Raw genomic sequence first — 22,642 nt, forward strand, 5'->3', positions numbered from 1 at the left:
GCAGAAAAAACTGTGGACACACATGCTGCGCTCTCGACCATCGACAATCTATGTGCGCTTAAATTCGCGCTTACGATCGAGCTAATAGGACGGTCGCCGAGCTTCGGAAAAATATCAGCCTCAAGCGAATTCATGATCTTTTTCGCATGAGACTCCGTCCAGCTCGATCGCTTCGTCTTATGCCACTCGCGGGCGATGAGTTCGAACGTGATCGCCTGCTCCTCGGACTTGCGCCGGACTGTCTGCTTTCGCTCGACAACGGGATCGATCCCCTGCTTGATGAGCTTTTTCGCGTCTTCCCGCATCTGCCTCGCCTCGGCCAGCGAGACCTGGGGATAGACGCCGAGAGCGAAGATTTTCTGTTTGCCGTACAGGCGATAGGCTAGCCGCCAGTATTTGCCGCCGTTCGGCGTGACGTGCAGGTACATGCCGCCGCCGTCAGCAAGTTTGTACGGCTTGTCGGAAGGCTTGAGGTTCCGAACCGCAGTATCTGTAAGGGACATTTTGTTGATACCAACATTTTCAGTGTCGATACCAACCAATATACCATCACCGATACCAGCAATCAGTGCACGACCACGGACGCCGAAAAACAAAAAACCCCGCAAAATCAATGATCTCACGGGGTTCTTTGGTCATCGCCGTACGTCAGCGGATGGATGTTTGGTGCCGGCTGCAGGACTCGAACCCGCCACCTGATGATTACAAATCAACTGCTCTACCAGATGAGCTAAGCCGGCGTAGGACCGCGATTCTACTTCATTTCACGATCTTGAGGTGGCCTCTGCCGCCGCCTTTTTGTCCGTCGTCATCCGAGGGCGGTTCGTCGCCGTCGCTATCCGTATCGGCATCGGCCGTAGCCGTCTCCGGCTCCGTCACCGACGCGCCAGCCGCCTCCTCGCTGGCCGCAGGCTTCCCAGCCCCAGCGCCCGGCGCCTCGCCGCCCGCAGCCGCGGGCTCCACCGGAAACGCCATCCCCTGCCCGTTCTCGCGCGCATAGATTGCGAGCACGTTCGCCACCTGCACCTCGATCTTGTGCGACTTGCCGGAAAAGCGCGCACTGAATTCGATCCACTCGTTACCCATCTGCAACTGGCTCGTCGCCTCGAAGCTGATGTTCAGCACGATCTCGTCGTTGTGCACGAACTGGCGCGGCACGCGTGTCTGCTGGTCCACCCGCACCGCGATATGCGGCGTGTACCCGTTATCCGTGCACCACTCGTACAACGCGCGCAGCAAATAAGGCTTCGTGGAAATCTCTTGCATCAACTGTCCTCACACGGAAGCGGCGCGCTGCCCTTCAATAGCCGGCGCAGCCGCTCCGAATCCATCTCAACGACGCATGACCTTTTCCGAAGGCGTCAGCGCTTCGATATAGGCCGGGCGGCTGAAAATGCGTTCGGCGTACTTCATCAGCGGCGCCGCATTCTTCGACAGCTCAATGCCGTAGTGATCCAAGCGCCACAAGAGCGGAGCGATCGCGACGTCGAGCATCGAGAACTCTTCGCCCAGCATGTACTTGTTCTTCAGGAAGATAGGCGCCAGTTGCGTCAAACGGTCGCGAATCGCGAGGCGCGCCTTTTCGTGATTCTTCTCGGCCGCCTTGCCCTTCTCGTTTTCGAGCGTGCCGACGTGAACGAACAGCTCCTTCTCGAAATTGAGCAGGAACAGACGCGCGCGGGCACGCTGCACCGGGTCGGCCGGCATCAGCTGCGGGTGCGGGAAGCGCTCGTCAATGTACTCGTTGATGATGTTCGATTCGTACAGGATCAAGTCGCGCTCGACCAGGATCGGCACCTGCCCATACGGGTTCATCACCGCGATGTCTTCGGGCTTGTTGAACAGGTCGACGTCGCGGATCTCGAAGTCCATGCCCTTTTCGAACAGCACCAGCCGGCAACGCTGGGAGAAGGGGCAAGTTGTGCCGGAATACAGAACCATCATGTTTAAAGTTTCCTCAAGAAGCCAAGGGCCGGCGCGCCGAAAAACCGTACCGCAGGTTTTTCCTTGCGCCGGCCCCACACCGGTCACGGCGTGTTTATTTGATGTCTTTCCAATATGCGGCGTTCAGCCGCCAGGCGAAAAAGGTCAGAACGCCCAGGAACAGCAGCACCCACACGCCAAGCTGCTTGCGGGTCTGCTGAGTAGGTTCGGACATCCACGACAGGTAGGCAACCAAGTCGCCGACGGCAGCATCATAATCTACTGACGACATCGTTCCGGGTTTCCCCTGTTGAAACGAGACGAACCGATGGGATTTTTCCCCCGTTTCCGGGTCGGTCACATCCTCGAACTGCGCGGTGCGTTCCCCCTGCAGCTGCCACAGCACATTGGGCATGCTGACGTTTTCGAACACCATGTTGTTCCAGCCGGTCGGACGCGTGTCGTCGCGATAGAAGCTGCGCAGATACGTGTACAGCCAGTCCCGATTGCGCGCCCGCGCCTCCACCGACAAATCCGGCGGCGCCACGCCGAACCACGTTTTCGCGTCGCCCGGGCGCATCGCCACGGTCATCGTGTTGCCGACTTTGTCGGTCGCAAACAGCAGGTTCGCCTCGATTTCCTTCTGCGAAATGCCTATTTGCTCCAGCGCGCTGTAGCGCACCAGGCTCGCACTATGGCAACTCAGGCAATAGTTTACAAACATTTGCGCGCCGTGCTGCAAGGAAGCGAGATTTTCCGTGTTATCGGGCGCACGGTCGAGCGGAAAATTTTCGTCCGCGTGGGCCGGGGCCGTCGCCAACCCCAGTGAAAGCGCCGCGGCGCCTATCACCGCGAGCTTCGAAAGCAATTTCTTCATATCGTTGTCTCCAAGCTCGCGGTTAATGGGGCTTGAACCGGACACGCTCGGGCGGCTCTTTGAACTTGCCGAGCGGCGTCCAGAACGGCATGCCGAGGAAGAACGCGAAGTAGATCAGCGCGCAGATCTGCGCGATCAAGGTCGCGGCGGGCGACGGCGGCTTGGTCCCGAGGAACGCGAGCGCGAAGAACGCCAGTACGAAGATCGCGTAGAAGACCTTGTGGAAGAACGGCCGGTAGCGGATCGACTTCACGGGGCTGCGATCGAGCCATGGCAGGAAGAACAGCGAGAGCACCGCCGAGCCCATCACGACGACGCCCCAGAACTTCGATTCCGTCAGGTACATCACGATCAGCACGATCACCGCCAGCACCGGCAAGCCCGCCCGCCACTTGCCGCGCGCCCGGACGAGCGCCAGCAGGCCGAGCAACGCGATCACGATCATCAGCACGATCTTGAACGGGTCGGTGGTCGCACGCAGCATCGCGTAGAACGCAGTGAAGTACCAGACCGGCGCGATCTCCGGCGGCGTCTGCAGCGAGTTCGCCGGAATGAAGTTGTTCGCTTCGAGGAAGTAGCCGCCCATCTCCGGCGCGAAGAACACGATCGCCGCGAACACGATCAGGAACACGCACACGCCCATGAAGTCGTGCACCGAGTAGTACGGGTGGAACGGGATGCCGTCGAGCGGGATGCCCTTCGCGTCCTTCTTCGCCTTGATCTCGATGCCGTCCGGATTGTTCGAGCCGACCTCGTGCAGCGCGACGATGTGCGCGAAGACAAGAAGGATCAGCACGAGCGGAATCGCGATCACGTGGAAGGCGAAGAAACGGTTCAGCGTCACGTCGGACACGACGTAGTCGCCGCGAATCCACAGCGACAGGTCCGGCCCGATGAACGGAATCGCCGAGAACAGGTTCACGATCACCTGCGCGCCCCAGTACGACATCTGCCCCCACGGCAGCAGGTAGCCGAAGAACGCCTCGGCCATCAGGCACAGGAAGATCGCGCAGCCGAACAGCCACACGAGCTCGCGCGGCTTGCGGTATGAACCGTACAAGAGCCCGCGGAACATATGCAGGTACACGACGACGAAGAACATCGACGCGCCCGTCGAGTGCATGTAGCGGATCAGCCACCCCCACGGCACCTCGCGCATGATGTACTCGACGGACGCGAACGCGAGCGTCGAATCCGGCTTGTAGTTCATCGTGAGGAAGATGCCCGTGACGATCTGGTTCACGAGCACGAGCAGCGCGAGCGAGCCGAAGAAGTACCAGAAGTTGAAATTCTTCGGCGCGTAGTACTCGGAGACGTGTTTCTTCCACGTCTCGGTCATCGGAAAACGCTTGTCGATCCAGCCGGTAAAGCCCGTTGTCGCCACGTCTTTTTCGGTCGCCATTTACGCTTCTCCTTGCTCGTCCTTGCCGATCACGACGGTGGTCGCCGACGTGAACATATAGCGCGGGATGTCGAGGTTCTGCGGCGCCGGCTTGTTCTTGAAGACACGGCCGGCGAGGTCATAGGTGGAACCGTGGCACGGGCAGAGAAAGCCGCCCGGCCAGTCGTCGGGAAGGTTCGGCTGCGCGCCCTCCTGAAAGCGCGCGACCGGCGTGCAGCCGAGGTGCGTGCACACGCCGACGGCGACGAGGATGCTCTTGTGATCGGGCCGCGAACGGTATTCGTTGTTGCAGTACTCGGGCAACGGCATCGAGAAGGGTTTCTTGGTGTGCGGATCGGCGACTTCCTTGTCGGCCTTGGTGATGTCGACGAGCATTTCGTCGGTGCGGTTGACGATCCACACCGGCTTGCCGCGCCACGCCACCGTCATCATTTCGCCGGGCTTCAGATTGCTGATATCGACTTCGACCGGAGCGCCGGCCGCTTTGGCTTTGTCGGACGGCGCCAGGGAACCAACAAAGGGTATGACAGTGGCCACGCCTCCAAAGCCACCTGCTACGGACGTCGCAATCAGCCAGGTACGGCGGCCGCCGTCGACGCGCTGCTCTTCTTTGTCTCGCATCACACGCCCCACTTCTGAGTTGGATTTTTCCGTCACGTCTTTTCAAGCCCCGCTAGTTTGCGCGAATGGAGTCGGCATTTACAAGACCCGATCGCCAAAAACCGTGCGAAGTCCTTGACGCATAAGGGTTTCCCCGCACGATTGCGACGCTTTATTACCCCCCTCCTTTTTAAGCATTTCCTTCGCCGGCCATGCAATTGCCGGCAAAGATTTTCGGCTCGTTAAACCGGATTATGGATATCGATAAACAAGTGCTCGATATCGAAGGTTTCCGAAAGGTGAGTGCCGAGCGCCTGCACGCCGAAGCGCTCGGTCGCATGATGGCCTGCCGCGAGGAAGGCGACGCCGCTTTCGGCCGACATGTGGGTCGTCGGCTCGGAAATTTCGCCGGTCAGGAAAACGTCGGCGCCGGCTTCGATCGCCGCGTCGAAGTAGCTCTGCGCGGCGCCCGTGCACCACGCGACGCGGCGCAGTTCCCAATCGGGATCGCCGAGCACGACCGGCTCGCGGCCGAGCGTCTGCTCGACTTGCGCGGTGAAGTGCGCGAGCGTGATCGGCATCGGCAGCGTGCTCATCCAGCCGAGATTCTGGTCGCCGAAACGCCCATCGGGGATCCAGCCCATCCGCTCGCCGACCTGCGCGTTGTTGCCGTATTCGGGGTGATCGTCGAGCGGCAGGTGAAAGGCAAACAGATTCAAATCGTTGGCAAGCAGGAGCTTGAGCCGCTTGTATTTGCGGCCGGTGATTTGCGGCGCTTCGTTGCGCCAGAAGTAGCCGTGATGGACCAGCACGGCGTCCGCCCCCCACTCCAAGGCGGCCTCGAGAAAAGCCAGTGAAGCGGTTACTCCGGTCGCGATTTTGTTGATTCGGCGGCGGCCCTCGACTTGCAACCCATTCGGGCAATAGTCCTTGAACCGGCCGGCTTCCAACACGCTGTTCAAGTACAATTCAAGTTCGATCCTATCCATATAAACCTCTATTCATCAGATGCTTAGACGCTTTTGGCTGTTCTTTGCCCAAGCGGTGACCGTGCTTCTTGCGCTCATGTTCATTGTGGCGACGCTCAAGCCCCAATGGCTGACAAGGCAAGGGCAATTCGGCAAGCAGCTCGCCGAACCGATCGTCGCTCTGCGGGAAGTGGCGCCAAGCATCGGCACCCGTCCCGCAACGGCTTCCTATGCCGACGCCGCCCAGAAGGCGATGCCAGCGGTGGTGAATGTGTTTTCCAGCAAAGACGGCGCGTTGCCGCCGGATCCCCGCGCGAAAGACCCGCTCTTTCGCTACTTCTTTGGCGACCGGAACAACCGCAAGCAGCAGGAAGAACCCGCAACCAACCTGGGTTCGGGCGTCATCGTGAGTTCCGAAGGCTACATTCTAACGAACCAGCATGTCGTCGATGGGGCACAGAAGATCGAGATCTCCCTCGCCGACGGACGCACCACCGACGCGAAAGTCATCGGCGTCGACCCCGAGACCGACCTTGCGGTCCTGAAAGTCAATCTGACGAACCTGCCCACGATCACGCTCGGCCGTATGGACCAGGCGCGCGTCGGCGACGTCGTGCTCGCGATCGGCAACCCGTTCGGCGTCGGCCAGACGGTGACGATGGGCATCATCAGCGCGCTCGGGCGCAATCACCTCGGCATCAACACGTTCGAGAACTTCATCCAGACCGATGCGCCGATCAACCCGGGTAACTCGGGCGGCGCGCTCGTCGACGTGAACGGCAACTTGCTCGGGATCAATACGGCGATCTACTCGCGCTCGGGCGGCTCGCTCGGCATCGGCTTCGCGATCCCCGTTTCGACGGCGCGCAGTGTGCTGGAAAGCATCATTACGACGGGTTCGGTCACGCGCGGCTGGATCGGCGTCGAGCCGCAGGACGTGACGCCTGAGATCGCCGAATCGTTCGGGCTCGAGCAGAAGACAGGCACGATCATCACGGGCGTCCTGCAAGGCGGTCCGGCCGACAAGGCGGGCATCAAGCCGGGCGACGTACTGCAAAGCGTGAACGGCGAGGAAATCACCGATACGACGCGCCTGCTGAACGTCATCGCGCAAATCAAGCCGGGCACCGACGCGAAGATTCGCCTGATCCGCAAGAACAAGCCGATCGACCTCACGGTGATGATCGGCAAGCGGCCCCCGCCGCCGAAGCAGGCGACCACCGACGACGATCAGGGCGATGAGTAAGGCAATCTAGGTCGAATGCATGCCGTGCGAACGCGGCATGGCCGACACAAAAAGGGCAGCCGCAAATGGCTGCCCTTTTTGCTTTTCACATTTGGCTTTTCAGCTTGCCGTCTGCTCCTCGTCGGCCGCAGTCTCTGCCTGCTTTCCGACGATCAATCTCGCCGCGATGATCCCCGCCTCGTACAGCACGATCAGCGGCAACGCCAGAATCAGCTGCGAGAACACATCCGGCGGCGTCACGACCGCGGCGACAATAAACGCGCCGACGATCACATACGGACGAATCTGCTTGAGCTTCTTGAGCGTCACGAGGCCCATACGCACCAACAGCACGACGACGATCGGCACCTCGAAAGTCACGCCGAACGCGAGGAACATCGTCAGCGTGAAACTCAGGTAATTGTCGATATCGGTAGACATCTCCGCGCCGAGCGGCGCGTTATAGTGCGCCATCACGCGGAAGATCGTCGGGAACACGACGAAGTACGCAAACGCCATCCCGCACAAGAAGAGCGTGTAACTGCTGCCGACAAGCGGCACGACCAGCTTCTTCTCATGCTGGTAAAGCCCCGGCGCGACAAACGCCCAGATCTGATACAGGACGTACGGCAGCGCGATCACGAGCGCGACGAGCATCGTCACCTTCATCGGCACGAAGAACGAGCCGGTGACGTCGGTGACGATCATCCTGCCGCCCTTCGGCAGGTTCTCCATCAGCGGCCGCGCGAGCAGCCGGAAGATGTTCGGCGCCCAATAGACGAGCCCGATGAAGACGACGATCACGGAAATGCCCGCCCGGATGATACGGTCGCGCAGTTCGACGAGGTGGGAAATGAAGGTCTCTTCGGTGCCTTCTTCCTGGCTGTTCTGGCTATGTTGGGGGTCGCTCACAACGGCCCTCGGTAGGAGATGGACGTTTCGGTCATCAGAAGAAGCGTTTCGTACGGCGCAGGCTCAGGGGCGTATGCCGCGCGACGCGCGCCGCGCCAGACTGCACATGCGTGCGCCGCAACGTGGTGCGTTTGTACCACGCCGGCGTGGCCGCCTGCTTCATGCGCCAGTTCTTGCGCTTTCCGACATGCGCGACGCTGCTGCGCCACGACGCACCGCCGGCCGAACCCGGAGCGCCGGCCCCAGCGTCGCCGTCCACGATGCTGCTTTCGGAGAACCCCGCGCCGCCCGCGATGCTCGGCGACACCGACGTGCCCGCATTCCAGGCCTCGTTCAGCTCGGTTTCGTGGCGCTTGACGTTCTCGTGAATCGTGTTTTCGACGTTGCTCGCGGCCGTTTCGAACTCTTTCTTCATGCGCCGCAGTTCGTCGAGTTCGATTTCGCGCGTGACTTCGGCCTTGACGTCGTTGATATAGCGCTGCGCGCGGCCGAACAGCGCGCCCGCGGTACGCGCGACGCGCGGCAAGCGCTCCGGCCCGAGGACGACGAGCGCGACCACGCCGATCAGCGCCATCTTGGTGAGACCGAGGTCGAGCATGTAGGGGCGGCTCCGTCAGTACGATCCGTGCGCGCCGCGGATCAGCGGTAGTCGCTGGAGCGGGTCTTGTCCTTCGCCTCGACATCGACGGTACCGTTGCTCGGCAGTTCGCGCTGCTGCGTATCGGTCGACGACGGCGGCGTTTCCGCTTCCTTCATCCCTTGCTTGAAACCCTTCACGGCCCCGCCCAGATCGCTGCCGATGTTGCGCAGCTTCTTCGTGCCGAATACCAATGCGACGATCAGCAGAACGATCAGCCAATGCCAAATGCTCAACGAACCCATGATAAGTACTCTCCTTGACTTCGCCGACGGATCAAAACGGCGAAGAACTCCGGCCTTGCGGCCTCAATCGAAACGCGCGCGCTTCGTCTTTTCGGTGCCCGGCGGCCCACGGTGCGAGCCGCCTCGGTCCCATTCGCTCGTTCCTGGAAGGGGGGATCACCCCATCCTGTGCCACGGGCGCGGCCCCGCGAGAATATGCGCGTGCAGGTGGTAGACCTCCTGACCGCCTCCCGGCCCGGTGTTGATCACCGTGCGGAAACCCGTCTCGCCGCCCGTGTAGGCGACGCCCAGTCTGGCGGCAAGTTGTGACACCAAGACCATCATTCTACCAAGCAGCGGCGCGTCGTTTTCGGTGCAATTCGACAGCGTCTCGATGTGTTTTCTGGGGATCACGAGGATGTGCGTTTCCGCTGCGGGGCGGATGTCCTTGAAGGCGACGAATTCGTCGTCCTCATGGACTTTGGTGCTCGGAATCTGGCCTGCGGCGATCTTGCAGAAGAGACAGTTTTCGTGACTCATGGTCTTCCTGATGGGCTAACCGGCGCGCGAGCGGGCTCAGAACCACGCGCGCGGCGACAGCAGCGGCTTGTTGTCGTACAAGTACAGCCAACCTTTGATGATACGGTACAGCATCCAAATTCCGACCGCCCACAGCACCGGCACGCCGATCAGAACGATGATCAGCGCGAGGCCGATCAGGTAGCCGGCGAGGCCGTACCAGAACGTGCGGATCTGCCAGTCGAAGTGCGCTTCGTAGGGGGTGCCGGCTGCGTCCGAGCGCTTGACGTAGTTGATGATGACCGCGATCAGCCCCGTGAGGCCGCCCGTCAGCCAATGCACGGCGTAGAGCGCATAGATCACGTGGGTCAGCGTGCGCAGACCGCGCAGGCGGTCGGCCTCGAGCGCGTTTTGGTAAGACGGAGGCGTATAGCCGCCTTGCGAGTCTTCCATATTGCGTCTCCCCTTCTCTTGGTCAAAGAAACCTGCGCTCGCGGCTGCGAAGCGGTGCCGGCCGGCCGTTTCAGCCGCCGTTTTCCTCGCGCTCGCGGCGCTTTCTGAGCGCTTTTTCCTCGATGCCCGACAGGCCTTCGCGGCGTTCGAGCTCGGCGATCACGTCGGCGGGACTCAAACCGTAGTGGGACAGCATGACGAGGCAGTGAAACCACAGGTCGGCCACTTCGCCGACGAGGCTCGTCGGCGCGCCGCCCTGGCGCAAGTCCTTCGCGGCGAGCACGACTTCGGTCGCCTCTTCACCGATCTTCTTGAGCACGGCGTCGTCGCCCTTGTGGAACAGGCGCGCGACGTAGGATTGGTCGGGATCGCCGCCCTTGCGGCTGTCGATCGTTGCTGCCAGGCGCAACAGCGTGTCTTCGGTGGATTGCGTCATTTGTAGATGTGTTCGGGGTCTTTCAGCACCGGATCGACCGCGACCCAGTCGCCGTCATCCGAGGTGCCTTCGAATTTCTGGAAGAAGCACGAGTGGCGGCCGGTGTGGCACGCGATGCCCGACACCTGCTCGACTTTCAGGAGCACGACGTCTTCGTCGCAATCGAGCCGCACTTCCTTGACGTGCTGGACGTGGCCCGATTCCTCGCCTTTGAACCACAGGCGCTGGCGCGAGCGCGAGAAGTAGACGGCGCGGCGCGTCTCGATCGTCTTCGCGAGCGCTTCGCGGTTCATCCACGCGAACATCAGCACGTCGTTCGTCGCCGCCTCTTGCGCGATCACCGGCACGAGGCCGTTGGCGTCCCACTGGACCTTGTCCAGCCACTGTTTGTCTGCGGTGGTCATCTCACAACCTCACCGAAATGCCCTGCTCGGCCATAAAGCGCTTGGCCTCGCCGACCGTGTGCTCGCCATAATGGAAGATGCTCGCGGCCAGCACGGCGTCCGCGTGGCCTTTGCGGATGCCGTCGGCGAGGTGCTGCAGCGAGCCGACGCCGCCCGACGCGATCACGGGCACCGGCACCGCGTCGGAGACGGCGCGCGTGAGCGCGAGATCGAAGCCGCTCTTGGTGCCGTCGCGGTCCATGCTGGTCAGCAGGATCTCGCCCGCGCCGAGCTCGGCCATCTTGCGCGCCCATTCGACGGCGTCGAGGCCGGTCGCCTTGCGCCCGCCATGCGTGAACACTTCCCAGCGCGCCGGTTCGCCGTCGGGCGAGGTGCGCTTCGCGTCGATCGCGACGACGATGCACTGCGAGCCGTATTTGCCGGAAGCGTCGCGCACGAGCTGCGGATTCGCGACCGCCGACGAATTCATGCTGATCTTGTCCGCGCCCGCGTTCAAGAGGCGCCGCACGTCGTCGACCGCGCGCACGCCGCCGCCGACCGTCAGCGGAATGAACACCTGCGAGGCCACCGCTTCGATGATTGGCAGGATCAGGTCGCGCTGATCGGACGTCGCGGTGATGTCGAGAAACGTCAGTTCGTCGGCGCCTTGCTCGTCATAGCGGCGCGCGATCTCGACCGGATCGCCCGCGTCGCGCAGTTCGACGAAGTTGACGCCTTTGACGACGCGCCCGGCGGTCACGTCGAGGCAGGGAATGATGCGTTTAGCTAGAGCCATGATGTTGCGTTGCCGCTGGTAAGGCCGCTTGTTTGTCTTAGGCAAGCAGCAGAGAGACAACAGGGTGGCCGCACGGACGGACGTTCTGCCGAATGAGCGGCTCGCCGGGCGCGCATAAGGCGCTTCGAACCGGCGTGTCGCCAATCGAATGGCGCTTGTCTGTCGCGCACGGTGCGTACGGTGCCGGTCGCCGGGCCGGCGAAGCGCTTGCGCGGCGGCCAAGCCCTCAAGCGTCGTCCGATTCGCGCAGCGCGTCCGCACGGGTCTGAGCCGCCGTGAAATCGAGGTCGCCCGAGTAGATCGCGCGGCCGCAGATCACGCCTTCGATGCCTTCGTCCTCGACTTCGCAGAGCGCGTCGATATCGGTGAGATTCGACAGCCCGCCGCTCGCGATCACCGGAATCTTCACCGCGCGCGCAAGGCGCACGGTCGCTTCGATGTTGATGCCCTGAAGCATCCCGTCGCGGCCGATGTCGGTGTAGATGATCGATTCGCAGCCGTACTCCTCGAACTTCTGCGCGAGATCGACCACTTCGTGGCCCGTCAGCTTGCTCCAGCCGTCGGTGGCGACTTTGCCGTCCTTCGCGTCGAGCCCGACGATGATATGGCCGCCGAACGCCGTGCAGGCGTCCTGCAGGAAGCCGGGGTTCTTGACTGCGGCCGTGCCGATGATGATGTACGACAGGCCGTCGTCGAGATAGCGCTCGATCGTTTCCAGATCGCGAATGCCGCCGCCCAGTTGGACCGGGATCTCGCCGCCGACCTCGGCGATGATGGCGCGGATCGCCTCCTCGTTCTTCGGCTTGCCGGCGAACGCGCCGTTCAGGTCGACGAGGTGCAGCCGCCGCGCACCGCGGCCGACCCAATGTCGGGCCATCGCCGCCGGATCCTCGGAAAAAATCGTCGCCTGGTCCATATCGCCTTGTTTAAGGCGCACACACTGACCGTCTTTGAGGTCGATGGCCGGAATCAGCAGCATAGCAATCGCGTCTAGTCTGGGAAAAAGTTGGAAAATCCACGGCGGCGGGCCCCTTGCCCGCACCGTCTCGCTAGTTTAGTACAAGTCGTTCGGTGCCCTGCCCGCTACAAGTTACAGGATGATGGCCGGCCGCGCGCGCGTCAGCGCCTGACGTGCAGAAACGCGGCGGCGAAATCCGGACAGGCGGAGGCGCCAAGGAGCTCATGGGTTCCAGTGGACGAAATTGCGATAGATGCGCAGCCCCGTTTCGGCACTCTTTTCCGGGTGAAATTGGGTTGCGAACAGGTTGTCGCGCGCCACCGCCGACGTAAAAGCGACGCCGTAGTCTGTCTCGCCCGCCGAATGCGCCGGATTATCCGGCACCACGTAATAGCTGTGCACGAAGTAGAAGAAACTGCCGCTGGGCACGCCGTCCCAGAGCGGGTGCGGCATGGCCTGACGCACGCGGTTCCAGCCCATCTGCGGCACCTTGAAGCGCGAGCCGTCGTCCTGCAACTGGCCGTCGAGTTCGAAGCGCACCACTTTGCCCGGCATGAGGCCCAGGCCGCGCGTGTCGCCTTCGGCGCTCCAGTCGAACAGCATTTGCTCGCCGACGCACACGCCCATCAGCGGCTTCGTCCTCGACGCCTCGATCACCGCCTCCTGCAGCCCCGATTCACCGAGGCAGCGCATGCAGTCGGGCATCGCGCCTTGGCCGGGCAGCACGACGCGGTCGGCGGCGCGGATCGCCTCCGGCTTGTCGACGATCGCCACGTCCGCCTCGGGCGCAGCCTTCTTGAGCGCCTGCGCTACCGAGCGCAGGTTGCCCATCCCGTAATCCACAATCGCAATCGAAGTTTTCATCTCAAGTTAGGCAGCAACGCCTTCAATCCGTCGACGATGAATTCCACCGCCAGCGCCGACAACATCAAACCCATCAACCGCGTGCCGATATTGATGCCGGTCTGACCGACCCAGCGGGCGATCGGCTCGGCGAGCCGCAGCGCAAAAAAGCAGATTGCCGCAAGAATCGCGCCGATCGCGATCAGCCCGAGACGGTCGTACCAATGGTGCGAGCTCGCGGCGTAGACGATCACGGTGCTGATCGAGCCCGGACCCGTCAAAAGCGGAATCGCGAGCGGCACGACCGCGATGCTGTTCTTCGATTCGGCTTCGTCGCGCTCTTCCGGTGTCGAGCGCGTGTTGCCGATCTGCGCGTTCAGCATGTTGATCGCCATCAGCAGCATGATGATCCCGCCGCCCACCTCGAGCGAGCCGACCGAAATGCCGAAGAAGCTGATGATCTGCTGCCCGAGCAGCGTCGTCACCGCAACCACGCAGAACACCGATATCGATGCGATCCGGATGGTGTGGCGCCGCTCGGCGTCCGTTTGCTGCGACGTCAGGCTCAGAAAAAACGGCACGGCGCCGACCGGATTGATCAGCGCCAGCAGCGAAATAAACGATTTAAGAAGATCCATCGCAAGCCGGCGTGCGGCAAGCGCCGCAACCGGTCCGGTTCTCTCGCTTTAGATTCAGAGACTGCCCTTGGTCGACGGAATCCGCCCCGCCGCGCGCTCGTCCAGTTCGACGGCCATGCGCAGCGCGCGGCCGAACGCCTTGAATACCGTTTCCATCTGATGGTGCGCGTTGAGGCCGCGCAGGTTGTCGATGTGCAGCGTCACGCCTGCGTGGTTCACGAAGCCGCGGAAAAATTCGACGGACAGGTCGACGTCGAAGTGGCCGATGCGCGCACGCGTGAACGGCACGTGGAATTCGAGGCCCGGACGGCCCGAGAAATCGATGACGACGCGCGACAGCGTCTCGTCGAGCGGCACGTACGCGTGGCCGTAGCGGCGAATGCCTTTCCTGTCGCCGATCGCCTTCGCGACGGCCTGGCCGAGCGTGATGCCGGTATCTTCGACCGTGTGGTGGTCGTCGATATGCAGGTCGCCATGCGCCTCGATATCCAGGTCGATCAACCCATGCCGCGCGATCTGGTCGAGCATGTGGTCGAGGAACGGCACGCCGGTGGCGAGCTTCTGCTCGCCCGTGCCGTCCAGATTGATCTTCACACGGATCTGCGTTTCGCTGGTATTGCGAACGACTTCCGCAACGCGCATGGGGGACCTCGAAGTAAGCAAGAAAAAGAGAGATGCGGTTGGACAGATGCCGGCCGCGCGTTCATCGGCGAAATTCGCGCGGCAGGCTTTCAGTTCATTTCAACACGAGTTTCAGCGCTGCCAACAATTGCGCGTTTTCGTCGGGAGAGCCGACTGTCAGGCGCACGCAATTGGCGAGCAATGGGTGCATTTTACTCACGTTTTTGATCAAAACCCGCGCAGTTAGCAGCGTATCGAACGTCGCCGCGGCATCCGGCACGCGCACGAGCAGGAAGTTGCCCGCGCTCGGGAACACGGTCGCGCCCGGCAGCGCGCCGACCACGTGCGCCAGTTTGGTGCGTTCCGCGCGCAATTCGGCCGCCTGGGCTTCGAGCACGTCGACATGATCGAGCAGGAAATCGGCTGTCGCTTGCGTCAGCACACTCACGTTGTACGGCGGGCGCACCTTGTCGAATTCGGCGAGCCACGCCGGCGCGCCGGCAAGATAACCGAGGCGGATGCCCGCGAGCCCGAGCTTCGACACCGTGCGCATCACGACGACGTTGTCGTACGCGCCCGCGCGCGGCATCCAGCTTTGCTGCGCAAACGGCTGGTAGGCCTCGTCGATCACCACGAGGCTCTTCTTGGCCGCCGCGATGATGCGCTCCATGTCTTCTTCGTCGAACAGCGTACCGGTCGGGTTGTTCGGATAGGCGAGGTAGACGACGGCCGGCTCGTGCTCGGCAATCGCCGCGAGCATGGCGTCGGTGTCGAGCGTCAAGTCGTCCTTCAACGACACGCCGACGAATTCCATCTGCGCGAGCTTCGCCGACACCTGGTACATGACGAAACCCGGCACCGGCGCGAGCACCTTCGCGCCCGGTTTCGCGCAGGCGACCGACATCATGCTGATGATTTCGTCCGAGCCGTTGCCGAGCAGCACGTCGCAGCCCGCGGGCACCTGCATCACGCGCTTGATCTTTTCGATCAGCGCTGCCGGCCGAGGCGCCGGATAGCGGTTCAGCGCGACGCCGGCCAGATGCTCGCCGAGTTGCGCCGCAAGCGCCTCGGGCAGCGGAAACGGGTTCTCCATCGCGTCGAGCTTCACGAAGCCCGTCGCGTCCGGCACCGGATAGCCCGTCATCGAGAGCACGTCGCGGCGAATGATGTCTTGTGGTGTCGTCATGTCAGTATGCGCCGGGCCGCCCCAAGCATACTGACACCCCCTTGGGGGGCAGCGAACGCAGAAAGCGTGGGGGCTGTTTCATATGTCGGTATGCGCCGGGCCGCCGTAGAGAGCGTAAGGTCGTTTTCATCTCAGCCGGTCTGTTTCATCCGGTATTCGGCGCTCTTCGCGTGCGCCTGCAGGCCTTCGCCGTACGCGAGTTCGGCAGCGATTTCGCCGAGCGTCTGCGCGCCTTCCGCGCTGACTTCGATCAGGCTCGAACGCTTGAAGAAATCGTAGACGCCGAGCGGCGACGAAAAGCGCGCCGTGCGCGAGGTCGGCAGCACGTGGTTCGGGCCCGCGCAATAGTCGCCCAGGCTTTCGCTCGTGTAGCGGCCGAGGAAGATCGCGCCCGCGTGGCGGATTTCGCGCGCCCATTGCTGCGGGTCGAGCGCGGAGATTTCGAGGTGCTCGGGCGCGATGTCGTTGGCGATCGCGCAGGCCTCGGCCATGTCGCGCACCTTGATCAGCGCGCCGCGGCCTTCGAGCGACTGCTGGATCACGGCGCGGCGCGGCATCGCCGGCAGCAGCTCGTTGATCGCGTCCTCGACGCGCGCGATGAACGCGCCGTCCGGGCACAGCAGGATCGATTGCGCGAGCTCGTCGTGCTCGGCCTGCGAGAACAGGTCCATGGCGACCCAGCGCGGATCGGTCGTGCCGTCGCACAGCACGAGAATTTCCGACGGCCCGGCGATCATGTCGATGCCGACAGTGCCGAACACGCGGCGCTTCGCCGACGCGACATAGGCATTGCCCGGGCCGCAGATCTTGTCGACCTGGGGAATCGTATCGGTACCGTACGCGAGCGCGCCGACTGCCTGCGCGCCGCCGATCGTGAACACGCGATCGACGCCGCCCAACAGCGCCGCCGCGAGCACGAGCTCGTTCTTCGCGCCGTCCGGCGTCGGCACGACCATGATGATCTCGCGCACGCCCGCGACGCGCGCCGGAATCGAGTTCATCAGCACCGACGACGGATACGCCGCCTTGCCGCCCGGCACGTAGATGCCGGCGCGATCGAGCGGCGTCACCTTCTGGCCGAGCACGGTGCCGTCGGTTTCCGCGTATTGCCAGCTATGGCTGCCGCACTCGATCTTCTGCTTCTCGTGATACGCACGCACGCGCGCCGCCGCGGCTTCGAGCGCCGCGCGGCGCTTCGGCTCCAGCCCCTCGAGCGCCGCTTCCAGCTCGGCCTGCGGCAACTCGAGCGCCGCGACACTGTCCGCCTGCAGACGGTCGAAGCGGTTCGTGTAGTCGAGCACGGCCGCGTCGCCGCGCGCCTTCACATCGGCCAGGATCTGCGCGACCGAGCGCTCGATCGCTTCATCCTCGCTCGCCTCGAACGCGAGCACTGCGCGCAGCGCCTTCGAAAAATCACCGGCACTGGAGTCGAGTTTGCGAATCTTGAGAGACATGCTGATATCCGTTTCGGTAAGGCGCGCCCGGCAAAGCGTCAGACCGCCGGCAAGCCGGCGCGCGATGCGCGTTCGAACGCATCGAGAAACGGCTTGAGCGCGGTGCGCTTCAACTTCAGCGCGGCCTGGTTCACGACGAGGCGCGACGAGATCTGCATGATCTCCTCGACCTCGACAAGATTGTTGGCGCGAAGCGTACCGCCGGAGCTGACCAGGTCGACGATCGCGTCGGCGAGGCCGACGAGCGGCGCGAGCTCCATCGAGCCATACAGTTTGATCAGATCGACGTGCACGCCCTTGGCGGCGAAGTGCTCGCGCGCGGACTGCACGTATTTGGTCGCGACGCGCAGGCGAGCGCCCTGGCGCACGGCGCTCGCGTAGTCGAAGCCCGCCTTCACGGCGACCGACATGCGGCAGCGCGCGATGTTCAGGTCGATCGGCTGGTAAAGGCCGCTGCCGCCGTGTTCGAGCAAGACGTCTTTGCCCGCGACGCCGAAGTCCGCCGCACCATATTCGACGTAAGTCGGCACATCGGTCGCGCGCACGACGATCACGCGCAGGTTCGCGTCGGTGGTCGGCAGGATCAGCTTGCGCGAGGTTTCCGGGTCTTCCGCGACCTGCACGCCCGCGGCCTGCAGGAGCGGCACCGTCTCTTCGAAGATGCGGCCTTTCGACAGCGCGAGCGTGAGCGGCGCATTCAGCGTGGACGATGCCGAGGTCTGCGCGGCAATACGGCTCATGCCTGGCTCCCCGACACGCGCCGCACCTTCGCGCCGACGCCCGTCAGCTTCGTTTCCATCCGGTCGTAGCCGCGATCGAGGTGGTAGATGCGGTCGACGAGCGTTTCACCGTCGGCGCACAGGCCCGCGATCACGAGGCTCGCAGATGCGCGCAGGTCGGTCGCCATCACCTTCGCACCGGACAGGCGCTCGACACCGGTCACGAGCGCCGTATTGCCGTCGATCGTGATGTTCGCGCCGAGGCGGTTCAACTCTTGCACGTGCATGAAGCGGTTCTCGAAGATCGTCTCGACGGCTTGCGACGTGCCGTCCGCGATCGCGTTGAGCGTCATGAACTGCGCCTGCATGTCGGTCGGGAACGCCGGGTATTCGGAGGTGCGGAAGCTCACCGCGTTCGGACGCTGGCTCATGCGCACGCGCATCCAGTCGTCGCCCTCTTCGATCGCGACACCCGCTTCGCGCAGCTTCATCGTCACCGCTTCGAGCGTCGCCGGACGCACGTTGCGCAACGTGACGTCGCCGCCCGCCGCCGCAACCGCGCACAGGAACGTGCCTGCCTCGATGCGGTCGGGAATCACCGTGTGCTTCGCGCCGTGCAGCTCGTCGACGCCTTGAATTACGAGACGGTCGGTGCCGATGCCTTCGATCTTCGCGCCCATCGCGACGAGCAGGTGCGCGAGGTCGCCGACTTCCGGCTCGCGCGCCGCGTTCTCGATCACGGTCTCGCCTTCGGCCAGCACCGCGGCCATCAGCAGGTTCTCAGTGCCGGTGACGGTGATCATGTCCGTCACGATGCGCGCGCCCTTCAGGCGCTTCGCGCGCGCCTCGACGAAGCCGTGCTCGATGGTGATCTCGGCGCCCATCGCCTGCAGCCCCTTGATGTGCTGGTCGACCGGACGCGCGCCGATCGCGCAGCCGCCCGGCAGCGACACCTTCGCCTCGCCGAAGCGCGCGACGAGCGGCCCGAGCACAAGGATCGACGCGCGCATCGTCTTCACGAGCTCGTACGGCGCGACGAGGTTGTCGACGCGCGACGCGTCGAGCTGCACGCGGCCTTCGGCCGCCTCGGCGCGCACGCCCATCTGGCTGAGCAGCTTGAGCGTCGTGCGCACGTCCTGCAGATCGGGCACGTTCTCGAGATGGACGGGCTCCGCCGTCAACAGCCCTGCACACAGAATCGGCAACGCAGCATTCTTCGCTCCGGACACGCCGATCTCTCCTGCGAGCCGCTGACCGCCTTCGATCACGAATTTGTCCATGCTTGGTCCTTGGTGTGCCCGATCAGCGGCCGGGTTTGCCGTGGCGGCGCCGCTCGCGGCGTCGCGGGTGTCTTGTGTAATGCGCACTAGCTTTCCAAATGCAGATTATGCGGTTTGCCATTCGGCGGGCGTCAGCGTCTTCATGCTGAGCGCGTGGATTTCTTCACGCATGCGCTCGCCGAGCGCCGCGTAGACGAGTTGATGCCGCTGGATCAGCCGCTTGCCTTCGAACGCATCGGACACGATGGTCGCGAAGAAATGCTGGCCGTCGCCTTCGACTTCGAGGTGCTGGCACGTGAGCCCCGCCTCGATGTATTGCTTGACCTGTTCGGGAGTGGGCAACATGAAACGCTCCTTGTTAATGGCGCTGACCGCCCCCTTGGGGGGCAGCGAACGTAGTGAGCATGGGGGCCTGTTGCATATTTCAGTAACGCAGCTTGTAGCCGGATGCGAGCATGCGCATCGCGATGACAGCCAGCACGATAAAGAAACCGGCGACGATCGCAAGGCTCGCGAGCGGGTCGATATCCGACAGCCCGAAGAACCCATAGCGAAAGCCGTCGATCATGTAGAAAAACGGATTGAGCCGCGACACTTCGCGCCACACGGGCGGCAGCGTGTGCGTCGAATAGAACACGCCCGAGAGAAACGTGAGCGGCATGATCAGGAAGTTCTGGAACGCGGCCAGTTGGTCGAACTTCTCCGCCCAGATGCCCGCGATGAGCCCGAGCGTGCCGAGGATCGCCGAGCCGAGCACCGCAAACGCAACGATGTAGAACGGCGCCGAGAAGCTCATCGGAATAAACCAGATCGTCACGACGAACACGCCGAGCCCGACGCACAGCCCGCGCACGACCGCGGCCAGCACATAGGCGCCGTACATCTCCCAATGCGCGAGCGGCGGCAGCAGCACGAACACGAGGTTGCCCGTGATCTTCGATTGAATCAGCGACGACGAGCTGTTCGCGAACGCGTTCTGCAGCACGCTCATCATCACGAGACCGGGAATCAGGAAGCTCGTGTACTCGACGCCGGGATACACCTCGACGTGGCCGCGCAGCGCGTGGCCGAAGATCGTCAGATAGAGCAGCGCGGTGATGACCGGCGCGAGCACCGTCTGGAAGGCGACCTTCCAGAAACGCAGGATTTCCTTGTAGAACAGCGTACGAAAACCGCTCATGCGAGCCCCTCGATCACTTCCGGTCCGTTCATCACCTGCACGAAGACGTCTTCGAGATCGGCCTTGCGGACCTCGATTTCCTCGAACGTGCAGCCGGCTGCGCGGCATTGCGCGAGGATGCGTTCCACATCGTCGTAGCTGGAGAGGCGCAGCAGATGCTGGCGGGCTCCGGCTGCGGTCGGGTCGACTTCGAGCCCGCGCAGCTCGGCAGGCAGCACGCCCGTCGCGAAGCGGACAAAAAGCTGCATGCCCGCGAAGCGCTGCAGAAGCGCGCTCGTGCGCTCGAGCGCGACGACCTCGCCCCGCCGCAGCATCGCGATGCGGTCGCACAGCGACTCTGCTTCTTCGAGATAGTGCGTGGTCAGCACGATCGTATGGCCTTCACGGTTCAGGCGCGCGATGAATTTCCACAGCGTCTGGCGCAATTCGACGTCGACGCCCGCGGTCGGCTCGTCGAGCACGATCACCGGCGGCCGGTGCACGAGCGCCTGCGCGACCAGCACGCGGCGTTTCATCCCGCCCGAGAGCGCGCGCATGTTCGCGTCCGCCTTCTCGGTGAGATCGAGGTTCGCCATCACTTCGTCGATCCAGTCGTCGTTGCGAGAGAGGCCGTAGTAGCCCGACTGAATGCGCAGCGTCTCGCGCACCGTGAAGAACGGATCGAACACGAGTTCCTGCGGCACGACGCCGAGCGCGCGACGCGCCTCACGGAAGTCGGAGACGACGTCATGCCCGCGCACCGCGACGCTGCCTTCGTCGGCGCGCGCGAGCCCCGCGAGAATGCTGATGAGCGTTGTTTTGCCCGCGCCGTTCGGTCCGAGCAGGCCGAAAAACTCGCCTTCCTCGATCGACAGGCTGACGCCCTTGAGCGCTTGCAGATCCTTGTAGCGCTTCTTGACGTTACGGATTTCGATGGCTGACATGGGTGTGCGCGGCCTGGGTCGGCCGCGCCTTTCAGGTGCGATTCAGGTGAAAGCGGGAACGGAATTGGGGCCGGTTGGATGCCCCAAAAAACGTTTGATTATAGGACAACTCGGCTAAAGCCGACTTGCGCCGCCGGGAGCGCAAAGCAGCGTGCCCAGCGGCCCACGCGCTTCAAAGCGACGCCGAGATAGGGTCGAGTGAGGGTCGGTGTCGGGCGGACAGCAGCGTGTCGACGCCGTAGGCTTGCGCGAGACTCGCAAGGCCCGCAGGAAGATTGACGATATCGAGGACGGCGCCGCGCGCCTGCGCGGCGCGCTGCCACGCGAGCAGCACGGCAAGCGCGGAGGAATCGAATTGCGTGAGCGGCGCGCAATCGACGCCGGTCGCACCGCCGCCGATCTGCTGGAGTCCCGCCGCGAGCGCGGCCTTCGCGCTCGCATGGGTCAGCGTGGTGCCAGTGCTGAATCGGTTCATGGCAGCGAACGTAAATGAGGGTGGAGGCCGTTCACGACGCCTGCTTGCCGGCGGCAAGCTGCTGGTTGCGCTGCGTGAGGAACTGGATCAGGCCGTCGATGCCGCTTTGATTGATTTTTTCGGAGAACTGCTGCTGATACGTCTGGATCAGCCACGCCCCGAGCACGTTCAGGTCATAGACGCGCCATCCTTGCGGCGTCTTGTACAGGCGATAGTCGAGCTCGAACGGCTGGCCGTTGTTCAACACCACTGACCGCACGACGACGTCGGTGTCGTCCGGGCCCGCGCGGAACGGCTTGTATTGGATCTGCTGGTCACGCACTTGCGAGAGCGCACCCGCATACGTGCGGATCAGCAGCATCTTGAATTGCTCGACCAATTGGTCTTGCTGCTGCGGCGTCGCCGTGCGCCATTCGCGGCCCGTGGCGAGCGCCGTCGTGCGGCGGAAGTCGATGTACGGCAGGATTTTTTCGTTCACCAACTGGATGACGCGATTGATGTCGCCGCTCTTGATCGTCGGATCGGATTTGATGGTGTCGAGGACTTGCTGCGTGACGGTCTTGACCATGCCGTCAGGCGAACTGGTATCGACGGATTGCGCAAACGCCGCGCCGCTGAACGAAAAAAACGTAGCAACCAGAGAAATCAGAAAAAATTTTTTCATCGTCGACCTTGGATGAATAAGAGCGCTAGCCTTGGAACCCACAGCTTTACGCGAGTTCAGAGGGCTGCCTAGTGCGAAACGGCAAATATTGTCTCGAACTGTTACCGCGACATTATCCGCGCCTCGCGCCGATGTTGCTCGCGGGTCACGGCAAATGCAGGTGCAGCGACGGCAAACCCTGCGGCGGCGGCACGTACTGCGTCGGCGGCACTTGCTGAGCCTCGCCGTTCGGGCCGCCGAGCGTCGCTGGCGTGGTCGCTTCGGGCGTCGAAGCGGCCGCCGCCGGCGCGGACGCCGCGCCAGCCGTCGCCGTCGCGCTGGACGCGGCGGTTGCCGCCTCGGCCGC

General features: G+C 63.3%; 30 protein-coding genes and 1 tRNA gene. 1 reads left to right on the forward strand and 30 read right to left on the reverse strand.

Going from position 1 to position 22,642, the window contains the following annotated elements; translation table 11 throughout:
• The 8 genes from J3489_RS35150 to J3489_RS35185 all read right to left on the reverse strand — a co-directional run.
• Nucleotides 1-623, reverse strand: a 623-nt coding sequence (locus J3489_RS35150; protein WP_309491478.1) for a tyrosine-type recombinase/integrase, incomplete at its 3' end; no start/stop codon positions are given.
• 41 nt (nucleotides 624-664) lie between these two features.
• Nucleotides 665-740 (reverse strand) — tRNA-Thr (locus J3489_RS35155).
• Between the two features lie 19 nt (nucleotides 741-759).
• Nucleotides 760-1,266 carry a ClpXP protease specificity-enhancing factor gene (locus J3489_RS35160; protein WP_207005416.1) on the reverse strand — a complete coding sequence of 169 codons (507 nt, stop codon included), beginning with the start codon at nucleotides 1,264-1,266 and terminating at the stop codon, nucleotides 760-762.
• A gap of 66 nt (nucleotides 1,267-1,332) precedes the next feature.
• Nucleotides 1,333-1,944 (reverse strand): glutathione S-transferase N-terminal domain-containing protein, encoded by a 612-nt coding sequence (locus tag J3489_RS35165; RefSeq protein WP_006052302.1) that lies wholly within the window; start codon nucleotides 1,942-1,944, stop codon nucleotides 1,333-1,335.
• Nucleotides 1,945-2,038: 94 nt separating this feature from the next.
• A complete protein-coding gene (locus J3489_RS35170; protein WP_207005418.1) occupies nucleotides 2,039-2,800 on the reverse strand; it encodes a cytochrome c1 in 762 nt (253 codons plus the stop codon).
• A 22-nt stretch (nucleotides 2,801-2,822) separates the two neighbouring features.
• Nucleotides 2,823-4,202 (reverse strand): cytochrome b, encoded by a 1,380-nt coding sequence (locus J3489_RS35175; RefSeq protein WP_207005419.1) that lies wholly within the window; start codon nucleotides 4,200-4,202, stop codon nucleotides 2,823-2,825.
• Entirely contained in the window at nucleotides 4,203-4,823 is a 621-nt protein-coding gene (petA, locus tag J3489_RS35180; RefSeq protein WP_207005420.1) for a ubiquinol-cytochrome c reductase iron-sulfur subunit, read from the reverse strand.
• A 221-nt stretch (nucleotides 4,824-5,044) separates the two neighbouring features.
• Nucleotides 5,045-5,791, reverse strand: coding sequence for a Nif3-like dinuclear metal center hexameric protein (locus J3489_RS35185; RefSeq protein ID WP_207005421.1), 747 nt, complete (start codon nucleotides 5,789-5,791; stop codon nucleotides 5,045-5,047).
• A gap of 19 nt (nucleotides 5,792-5,810) precedes the next feature.
• On the opposite strand from J3489_RS35185, the gene J3489_RS35190 reads away from it, so the two are divergent.
• Nucleotides 5,811-7,016, forward strand: coding sequence for a Do family serine endopeptidase (locus tag J3489_RS35190; RefSeq protein ID WP_207005422.1), 1,206 nt, complete (start codon nucleotides 5,811-5,813; stop codon nucleotides 7,014-7,016).
• 99 nt (nucleotides 7,017-7,115) lie between these two features.
• Here the strand turns inward: J3489_RS35190 and tatC are convergent, their stop codons facing one another.
• From tatC to J3489_RS35300, 22 genes are all read right to left on the reverse strand, one after another.
• Nucleotides 7,116-7,907, reverse strand: a complete 792-nt coding sequence (tatC, locus tag J3489_RS35195) for a twin-arginine translocase subunit TatC (RefSeq protein WP_207005423.1) — start codon at nucleotides 7,905-7,907, stop codon at nucleotides 7,116-7,118.
• A gap of 34 nt (nucleotides 7,908-7,941) precedes the next feature.
• Nucleotides 7,942-8,505 (reverse strand): Sec-independent protein translocase protein TatB, encoded by a 564-nt coding sequence (gene tatB / locus J3489_RS35200; RefSeq protein ID WP_207005424.1) that lies wholly within the window; start codon nucleotides 8,503-8,505, stop codon nucleotides 7,942-7,944.
• A gap of 41 nt (nucleotides 8,506-8,546) precedes the next feature.
• Entirely contained in the window at nucleotides 8,547-8,789 is a 243-nt protein-coding gene (gene tatA, locus J3489_RS35205; RefSeq protein ID WP_207005425.1) for a Sec-independent protein translocase subunit TatA, read from the reverse strand.
• A gap of 156 nt (nucleotides 8,790-8,945) precedes the next feature.
• Nucleotides 8,946-9,308 (reverse strand): histidine triad nucleotide-binding protein, encoded by a 363-nt coding sequence (locus J3489_RS35210; protein ID WP_207005426.1) that lies wholly within the window; start codon nucleotides 9,306-9,308, stop codon nucleotides 8,946-8,948.
• A gap of 36 nt (nucleotides 9,309-9,344) precedes the next feature.
• Complete coding sequence (locus J3489_RS35215; RefSeq protein ID WP_207005428.1) at nucleotides 9,345-9,740, reverse strand: DUF4870 family protein; 396 nt, start codon at nucleotides 9,738-9,740, stop codon at nucleotides 9,345-9,347.
• A 70-nt stretch (nucleotides 9,741-9,810) separates the two neighbouring features.
• Nucleotides 9,811-10,176, reverse strand: a complete 366-nt coding sequence (locus J3489_RS35220) for a phosphoribosyl-ATP diphosphatase (protein WP_207005430.1) — start codon at nucleotides 10,174-10,176, stop codon at nucleotides 9,811-9,813.
• Nucleotides 10,173-10,580, reverse strand: coding sequence for a phosphoribosyl-AMP cyclohydrolase (hisI, locus tag J3489_RS35225; protein ID WP_207005431.1), 408 nt, complete (start codon nucleotides 10,578-10,580; stop codon nucleotides 10,173-10,175). The genes J3489_RS35220 and hisI overlap by 4 nt, the downstream gene beginning before the upstream one ends.
• A gap of 1 nt (nucleotide 10,581) precedes the next feature.
• On the reverse strand, nucleotides 10,582-11,355 hold the full coding sequence (hisF, locus tag J3489_RS35230; RefSeq protein WP_207005432.1) for an imidazole glycerol phosphate synthase subunit HisF: 774 nt from the start codon (nucleotides 11,353-11,355) through the stop codon (nucleotides 10,582-10,584).
• A 226-nt stretch (nucleotides 11,356-11,581) separates the two neighbouring features.
• Nucleotides 11,582-12,334, reverse strand: coding sequence for a 1-(5-phosphoribosyl)-5-[(5-phosphoribosylamino)methylideneamino]imidazole-4-carboxamide isomerase (hisA, locus tag J3489_RS35235; protein ID WP_207005433.1), 753 nt, complete (start codon nucleotides 12,332-12,334; stop codon nucleotides 11,582-11,584).
• A 201-nt stretch (nucleotides 12,335-12,535) separates the two neighbouring features.
• Nucleotides 12,536-13,177, reverse strand: coding sequence for an imidazole glycerol phosphate synthase subunit HisH (gene hisH / locus J3489_RS35240; RefSeq protein ID WP_207005434.1), 642 nt, complete (start codon nucleotides 13,175-13,177; stop codon nucleotides 12,536-12,538).
• Nucleotides 13,174-13,794: a YchE family NAAT transporter gene (locus J3489_RS35245; RefSeq protein WP_136892939.1), complete on the reverse strand. Its 621-nt coding sequence runs from the start codon at nucleotides 13,792-13,794 to the stop codon at nucleotides 13,174-13,176. The genes hisH and J3489_RS35245 overlap by 4 nt, the downstream gene beginning before the upstream one ends.
• A gap of 54 nt (nucleotides 13,795-13,848) precedes the next feature.
• Nucleotides 13,849-14,436, reverse strand: a complete 588-nt coding sequence (hisB, locus tag J3489_RS35250; protein ID WP_207005436.1) for an imidazoleglycerol-phosphate dehydratase HisB — start codon at nucleotides 14,434-14,436, stop codon at nucleotides 13,849-13,851.
• Nucleotides 14,437-14,530: 94 nt separating this feature from the next.
• Nucleotides 14,531-15,601 (reverse strand): histidinol-phosphate transaminase, encoded by a 1,071-nt coding sequence (gene hisC, locus J3489_RS35255; RefSeq protein ID WP_207005437.1) that lies wholly within the window; start codon nucleotides 15,599-15,601, stop codon nucleotides 14,531-14,533.
• A gap of 131 nt (nucleotides 15,602-15,732) precedes the next feature.
• Complete coding sequence (gene hisD / locus J3489_RS35260) at nucleotides 15,733-17,055, reverse strand: histidinol dehydrogenase (protein ID WP_207005439.1); 1,323 nt, start codon at nucleotides 17,053-17,055, stop codon at nucleotides 15,733-15,735.
• Nucleotides 17,056-17,093: 38 nt separating this feature from the next.
• Nucleotides 17,094-17,756: an ATP phosphoribosyltransferase gene (hisG, locus tag J3489_RS35265; RefSeq protein ID WP_207005447.1), complete on the reverse strand. Its 663-nt coding sequence runs from the start codon at nucleotides 17,754-17,756 to the stop codon at nucleotides 17,094-17,096.
• 35 nt (nucleotides 17,757-17,791) lie between these two features.
• A complete protein-coding gene (murA, locus tag J3489_RS35270; RefSeq protein WP_242540560.1) occupies nucleotides 17,792-19,054 on the reverse strand; it encodes a UDP-N-acetylglucosamine 1-carboxyvinyltransferase in 1,263 nt (420 codons plus the stop codon).
• Nucleotides 19,055-19,159: 105 nt separating this feature from the next.
• Nucleotides 19,160-19,399 (reverse strand): BolA family protein, encoded by a 240-nt coding sequence (locus J3489_RS35275; protein WP_207005441.1) that lies wholly within the window; start codon nucleotides 19,397-19,399, stop codon nucleotides 19,160-19,162.
• A gap of 79 nt (nucleotides 19,400-19,478) precedes the next feature.
• Complete coding sequence (locus J3489_RS35280) at nucleotides 19,479-20,234, reverse strand: ABC transporter permease (protein ID WP_207005442.1); 756 nt, start codon at nucleotides 20,232-20,234, stop codon at nucleotides 19,479-19,481.
• On the reverse strand, nucleotides 20,231-21,157 hold the full coding sequence (locus J3489_RS35285) for an ABC transporter ATP-binding protein (protein ID WP_207005443.1): 927 nt from the start codon (nucleotides 21,155-21,157) through the stop codon (nucleotides 20,231-20,233). The genes J3489_RS35280 and J3489_RS35285 overlap by 4 nt, the downstream gene beginning before the upstream one ends.
• A 172-nt stretch (nucleotides 21,158-21,329) precedes the next feature.
• A complete protein-coding gene (locus tag J3489_RS35290; protein WP_207005444.1) occupies nucleotides 21,330-21,632 on the reverse strand; it encodes an STAS domain-containing protein in 303 nt (100 codons plus the stop codon).
• Between the two features lie 31 nt (nucleotides 21,633-21,663).
• Nucleotides 21,664-22,296, reverse strand: coding sequence for an ABC transporter substrate-binding protein (locus tag J3489_RS35295; protein WP_207005445.1), 633 nt, complete (start codon nucleotides 22,294-22,296; stop codon nucleotides 21,664-21,666).
• A 145-nt stretch (nucleotides 22,297-22,441) separates the two neighbouring features.
• Nucleotides 22,442-22,642, reverse strand: a 201-nt coding sequence (locus J3489_RS35300; protein ID WP_374193518.1) for a hypothetical protein, incomplete at its 5' end; no start/stop codon positions are given.

This window comes from Trinickia mobilis (assembly GCF_017315705.1).
In the GTDB taxonomy this organism is placed as follows: domain Bacteria; phylum Pseudomonadota; class Gammaproteobacteria; order Burkholderiales; family Burkholderiaceae; genus Trinickia_A; species Trinickia_A mobilis.

Excerpts from the sequence above, each read along its gene's own strand:
- J3489_RS35175 (WP_207005419.1), bottom strand. The coding sequence starts at position 4,202 with ATGGCGACCGAAAAAGACGTGGCGACAACGGGCTTTACCGGCTGGATC.
- hisD (WP_207005439.1), bottom strand. The coding sequence starts at position 17,055 with ATGTCTCTCAAGATTCGCAAACTCGACTCCAGTGCCGGTGATTTTTCG.
- petA (WP_207005420.1), bottom strand. The coding sequence starts at position 4,823 with ATGCGAGACAAAGAAGAGCAGCGCGTCGACGGCGGCCGCCGTACCTGG.
- hisC (WP_207005437.1), bottom strand. The coding sequence starts at position 15,601 with ATGACGACACCACAAGACATCATTCGCCGCGACGTGCTCTCGATGACG.
- hisF (WP_207005432.1), bottom strand. The coding sequence starts at position 11,355 with ATGGCTCTAGCTAAACGCATCATTCCCTGCCTCGACGTGACCGCCGGG.
- J3489_RS35275 (WP_207005441.1), bottom strand. The coding sequence starts at position 19,399 with ATGTTGCCCACTCCCGAACAGGTCAAGCAATACATCGAGGCGGGGCTC.
- J3489_RS35190 (WP_207005422.1), top strand. The coding sequence starts at position 5,811 with ATGCTTAGACGCTTTTGGCTGTTCTTTGCCCAAGCGGTGACCGTGCTT.
- J3489_RS35160 (WP_207005416.1), bottom strand. The coding sequence starts at position 1,266 with ATGCAAGAGATTTCCACGAAGCCTTATTTGCTGCGCGCGTTGTACGAG.
- hisB (WP_207005436.1), bottom strand. The coding sequence starts at position 14,436 with ATGCGCGTTGCGGAAGTCGTTCGCAATACCAGCGAAACGCAGATCCGT.
- J3489_RS35215 (WP_207005428.1), bottom strand. The coding sequence starts at position 9,740 with ATGGAAGACTCGCAAGGCGGCTATACGCCTCCGTCTTACCAAAACGCG.
- J3489_RS35290 (WP_207005444.1), bottom strand. The coding sequence starts at position 21,632 with ATGAACCGATTCAGCACTGGCACCACGCTGACCCATGCGAGCGCGAAG.
- murA (WP_242540560.1), bottom strand. The coding sequence starts at position 19,054 with ATGGACAAATTCGTGATCGAAGGCGGTCAGCGGCTCGCAGGAGAGATC.
- J3489_RS35285 (WP_207005443.1), bottom strand. The coding sequence starts at position 21,157 with ATGTCAGCCATCGAAATCCGTAACGTCAAGAAGCGCTACAAGGATCTG.
- tatA (WP_207005425.1), bottom strand. The coding sequence starts at position 8,789 with ATGGGTTCGTTGAGCATTTGGCATTGGCTGATCGTTCTGCTGATCGTC.
- J3489_RS35170 (WP_207005418.1), bottom strand. The coding sequence starts at position 2,800 with ATGAAGAAATTGCTTTCGAAGCTCGCGGTGATAGGCGCCGCGGCGCTT.
- J3489_RS35245 (WP_136892939.1), bottom strand. The coding sequence starts at position 13,794 with ATGGATCTTCTTAAATCGTTTATTTCGCTGCTGGCGCTGATCAATCCG.
- hisI (WP_207005431.1), bottom strand. The coding sequence starts at position 10,580 with ATGACCACCGCAGACAAACAGTGGCTGGACAAGGTCCAGTGGGACGCC.
- J3489_RS35295 (WP_207005445.1), bottom strand. The coding sequence starts at position 22,296 with ATGAAAAAATTTTTTCTGATTTCTCTGGTTGCTACGTTTTTTTCGTTC.
- tatB (WP_207005424.1), bottom strand. The coding sequence starts at position 8,505 with ATGCTCGACCTCGGTCTCACCAAGATGGCGCTGATCGGCGTGGTCGCG.
- J3489_RS35210 (WP_207005426.1), bottom strand. The coding sequence starts at position 9,308 with ATGAGTCACGAAAACTGTCTCTTCTGCAAGATCGCCGCAGGCCAGATT.
- J3489_RS35220 (WP_207005430.1), bottom strand. The coding sequence starts at position 10,176 with ATGACGCAATCCACCGAAGACACGCTGTTGCGCCTGGCAGCAACGATC.
- hisH (WP_207005434.1), bottom strand. The coding sequence starts at position 13,177 with ATGAAAACTTCGATTGCGATTGTGGATTACGGGATGGGCAACCTGCGC.
- J3489_RS35185 (WP_207005421.1), bottom strand. The coding sequence starts at position 5,791 with ATGGATAGGATCGAACTTGAATTGTACTTGAACAGCGTGTTGGAAGCC.
- hisA (WP_207005433.1), bottom strand. The coding sequence starts at position 12,334 with ATGCTGCTGATTCCGGCCATCGACCTCAAAGACGGTCAGTGTGTGCGC.
- J3489_RS35165 (WP_006052302.1), bottom strand. The coding sequence starts at position 1,944 with ATGATGGTTCTGTATTCCGGCACAACTTGCCCCTTCTCCCAGCGTTGC.
- J3489_RS35280 (WP_207005442.1), bottom strand. The coding sequence starts at position 20,234 with ATGAGCGGTTTTCGTACGCTGTTCTACAAGGAAATCCTGCGTTTCTGG.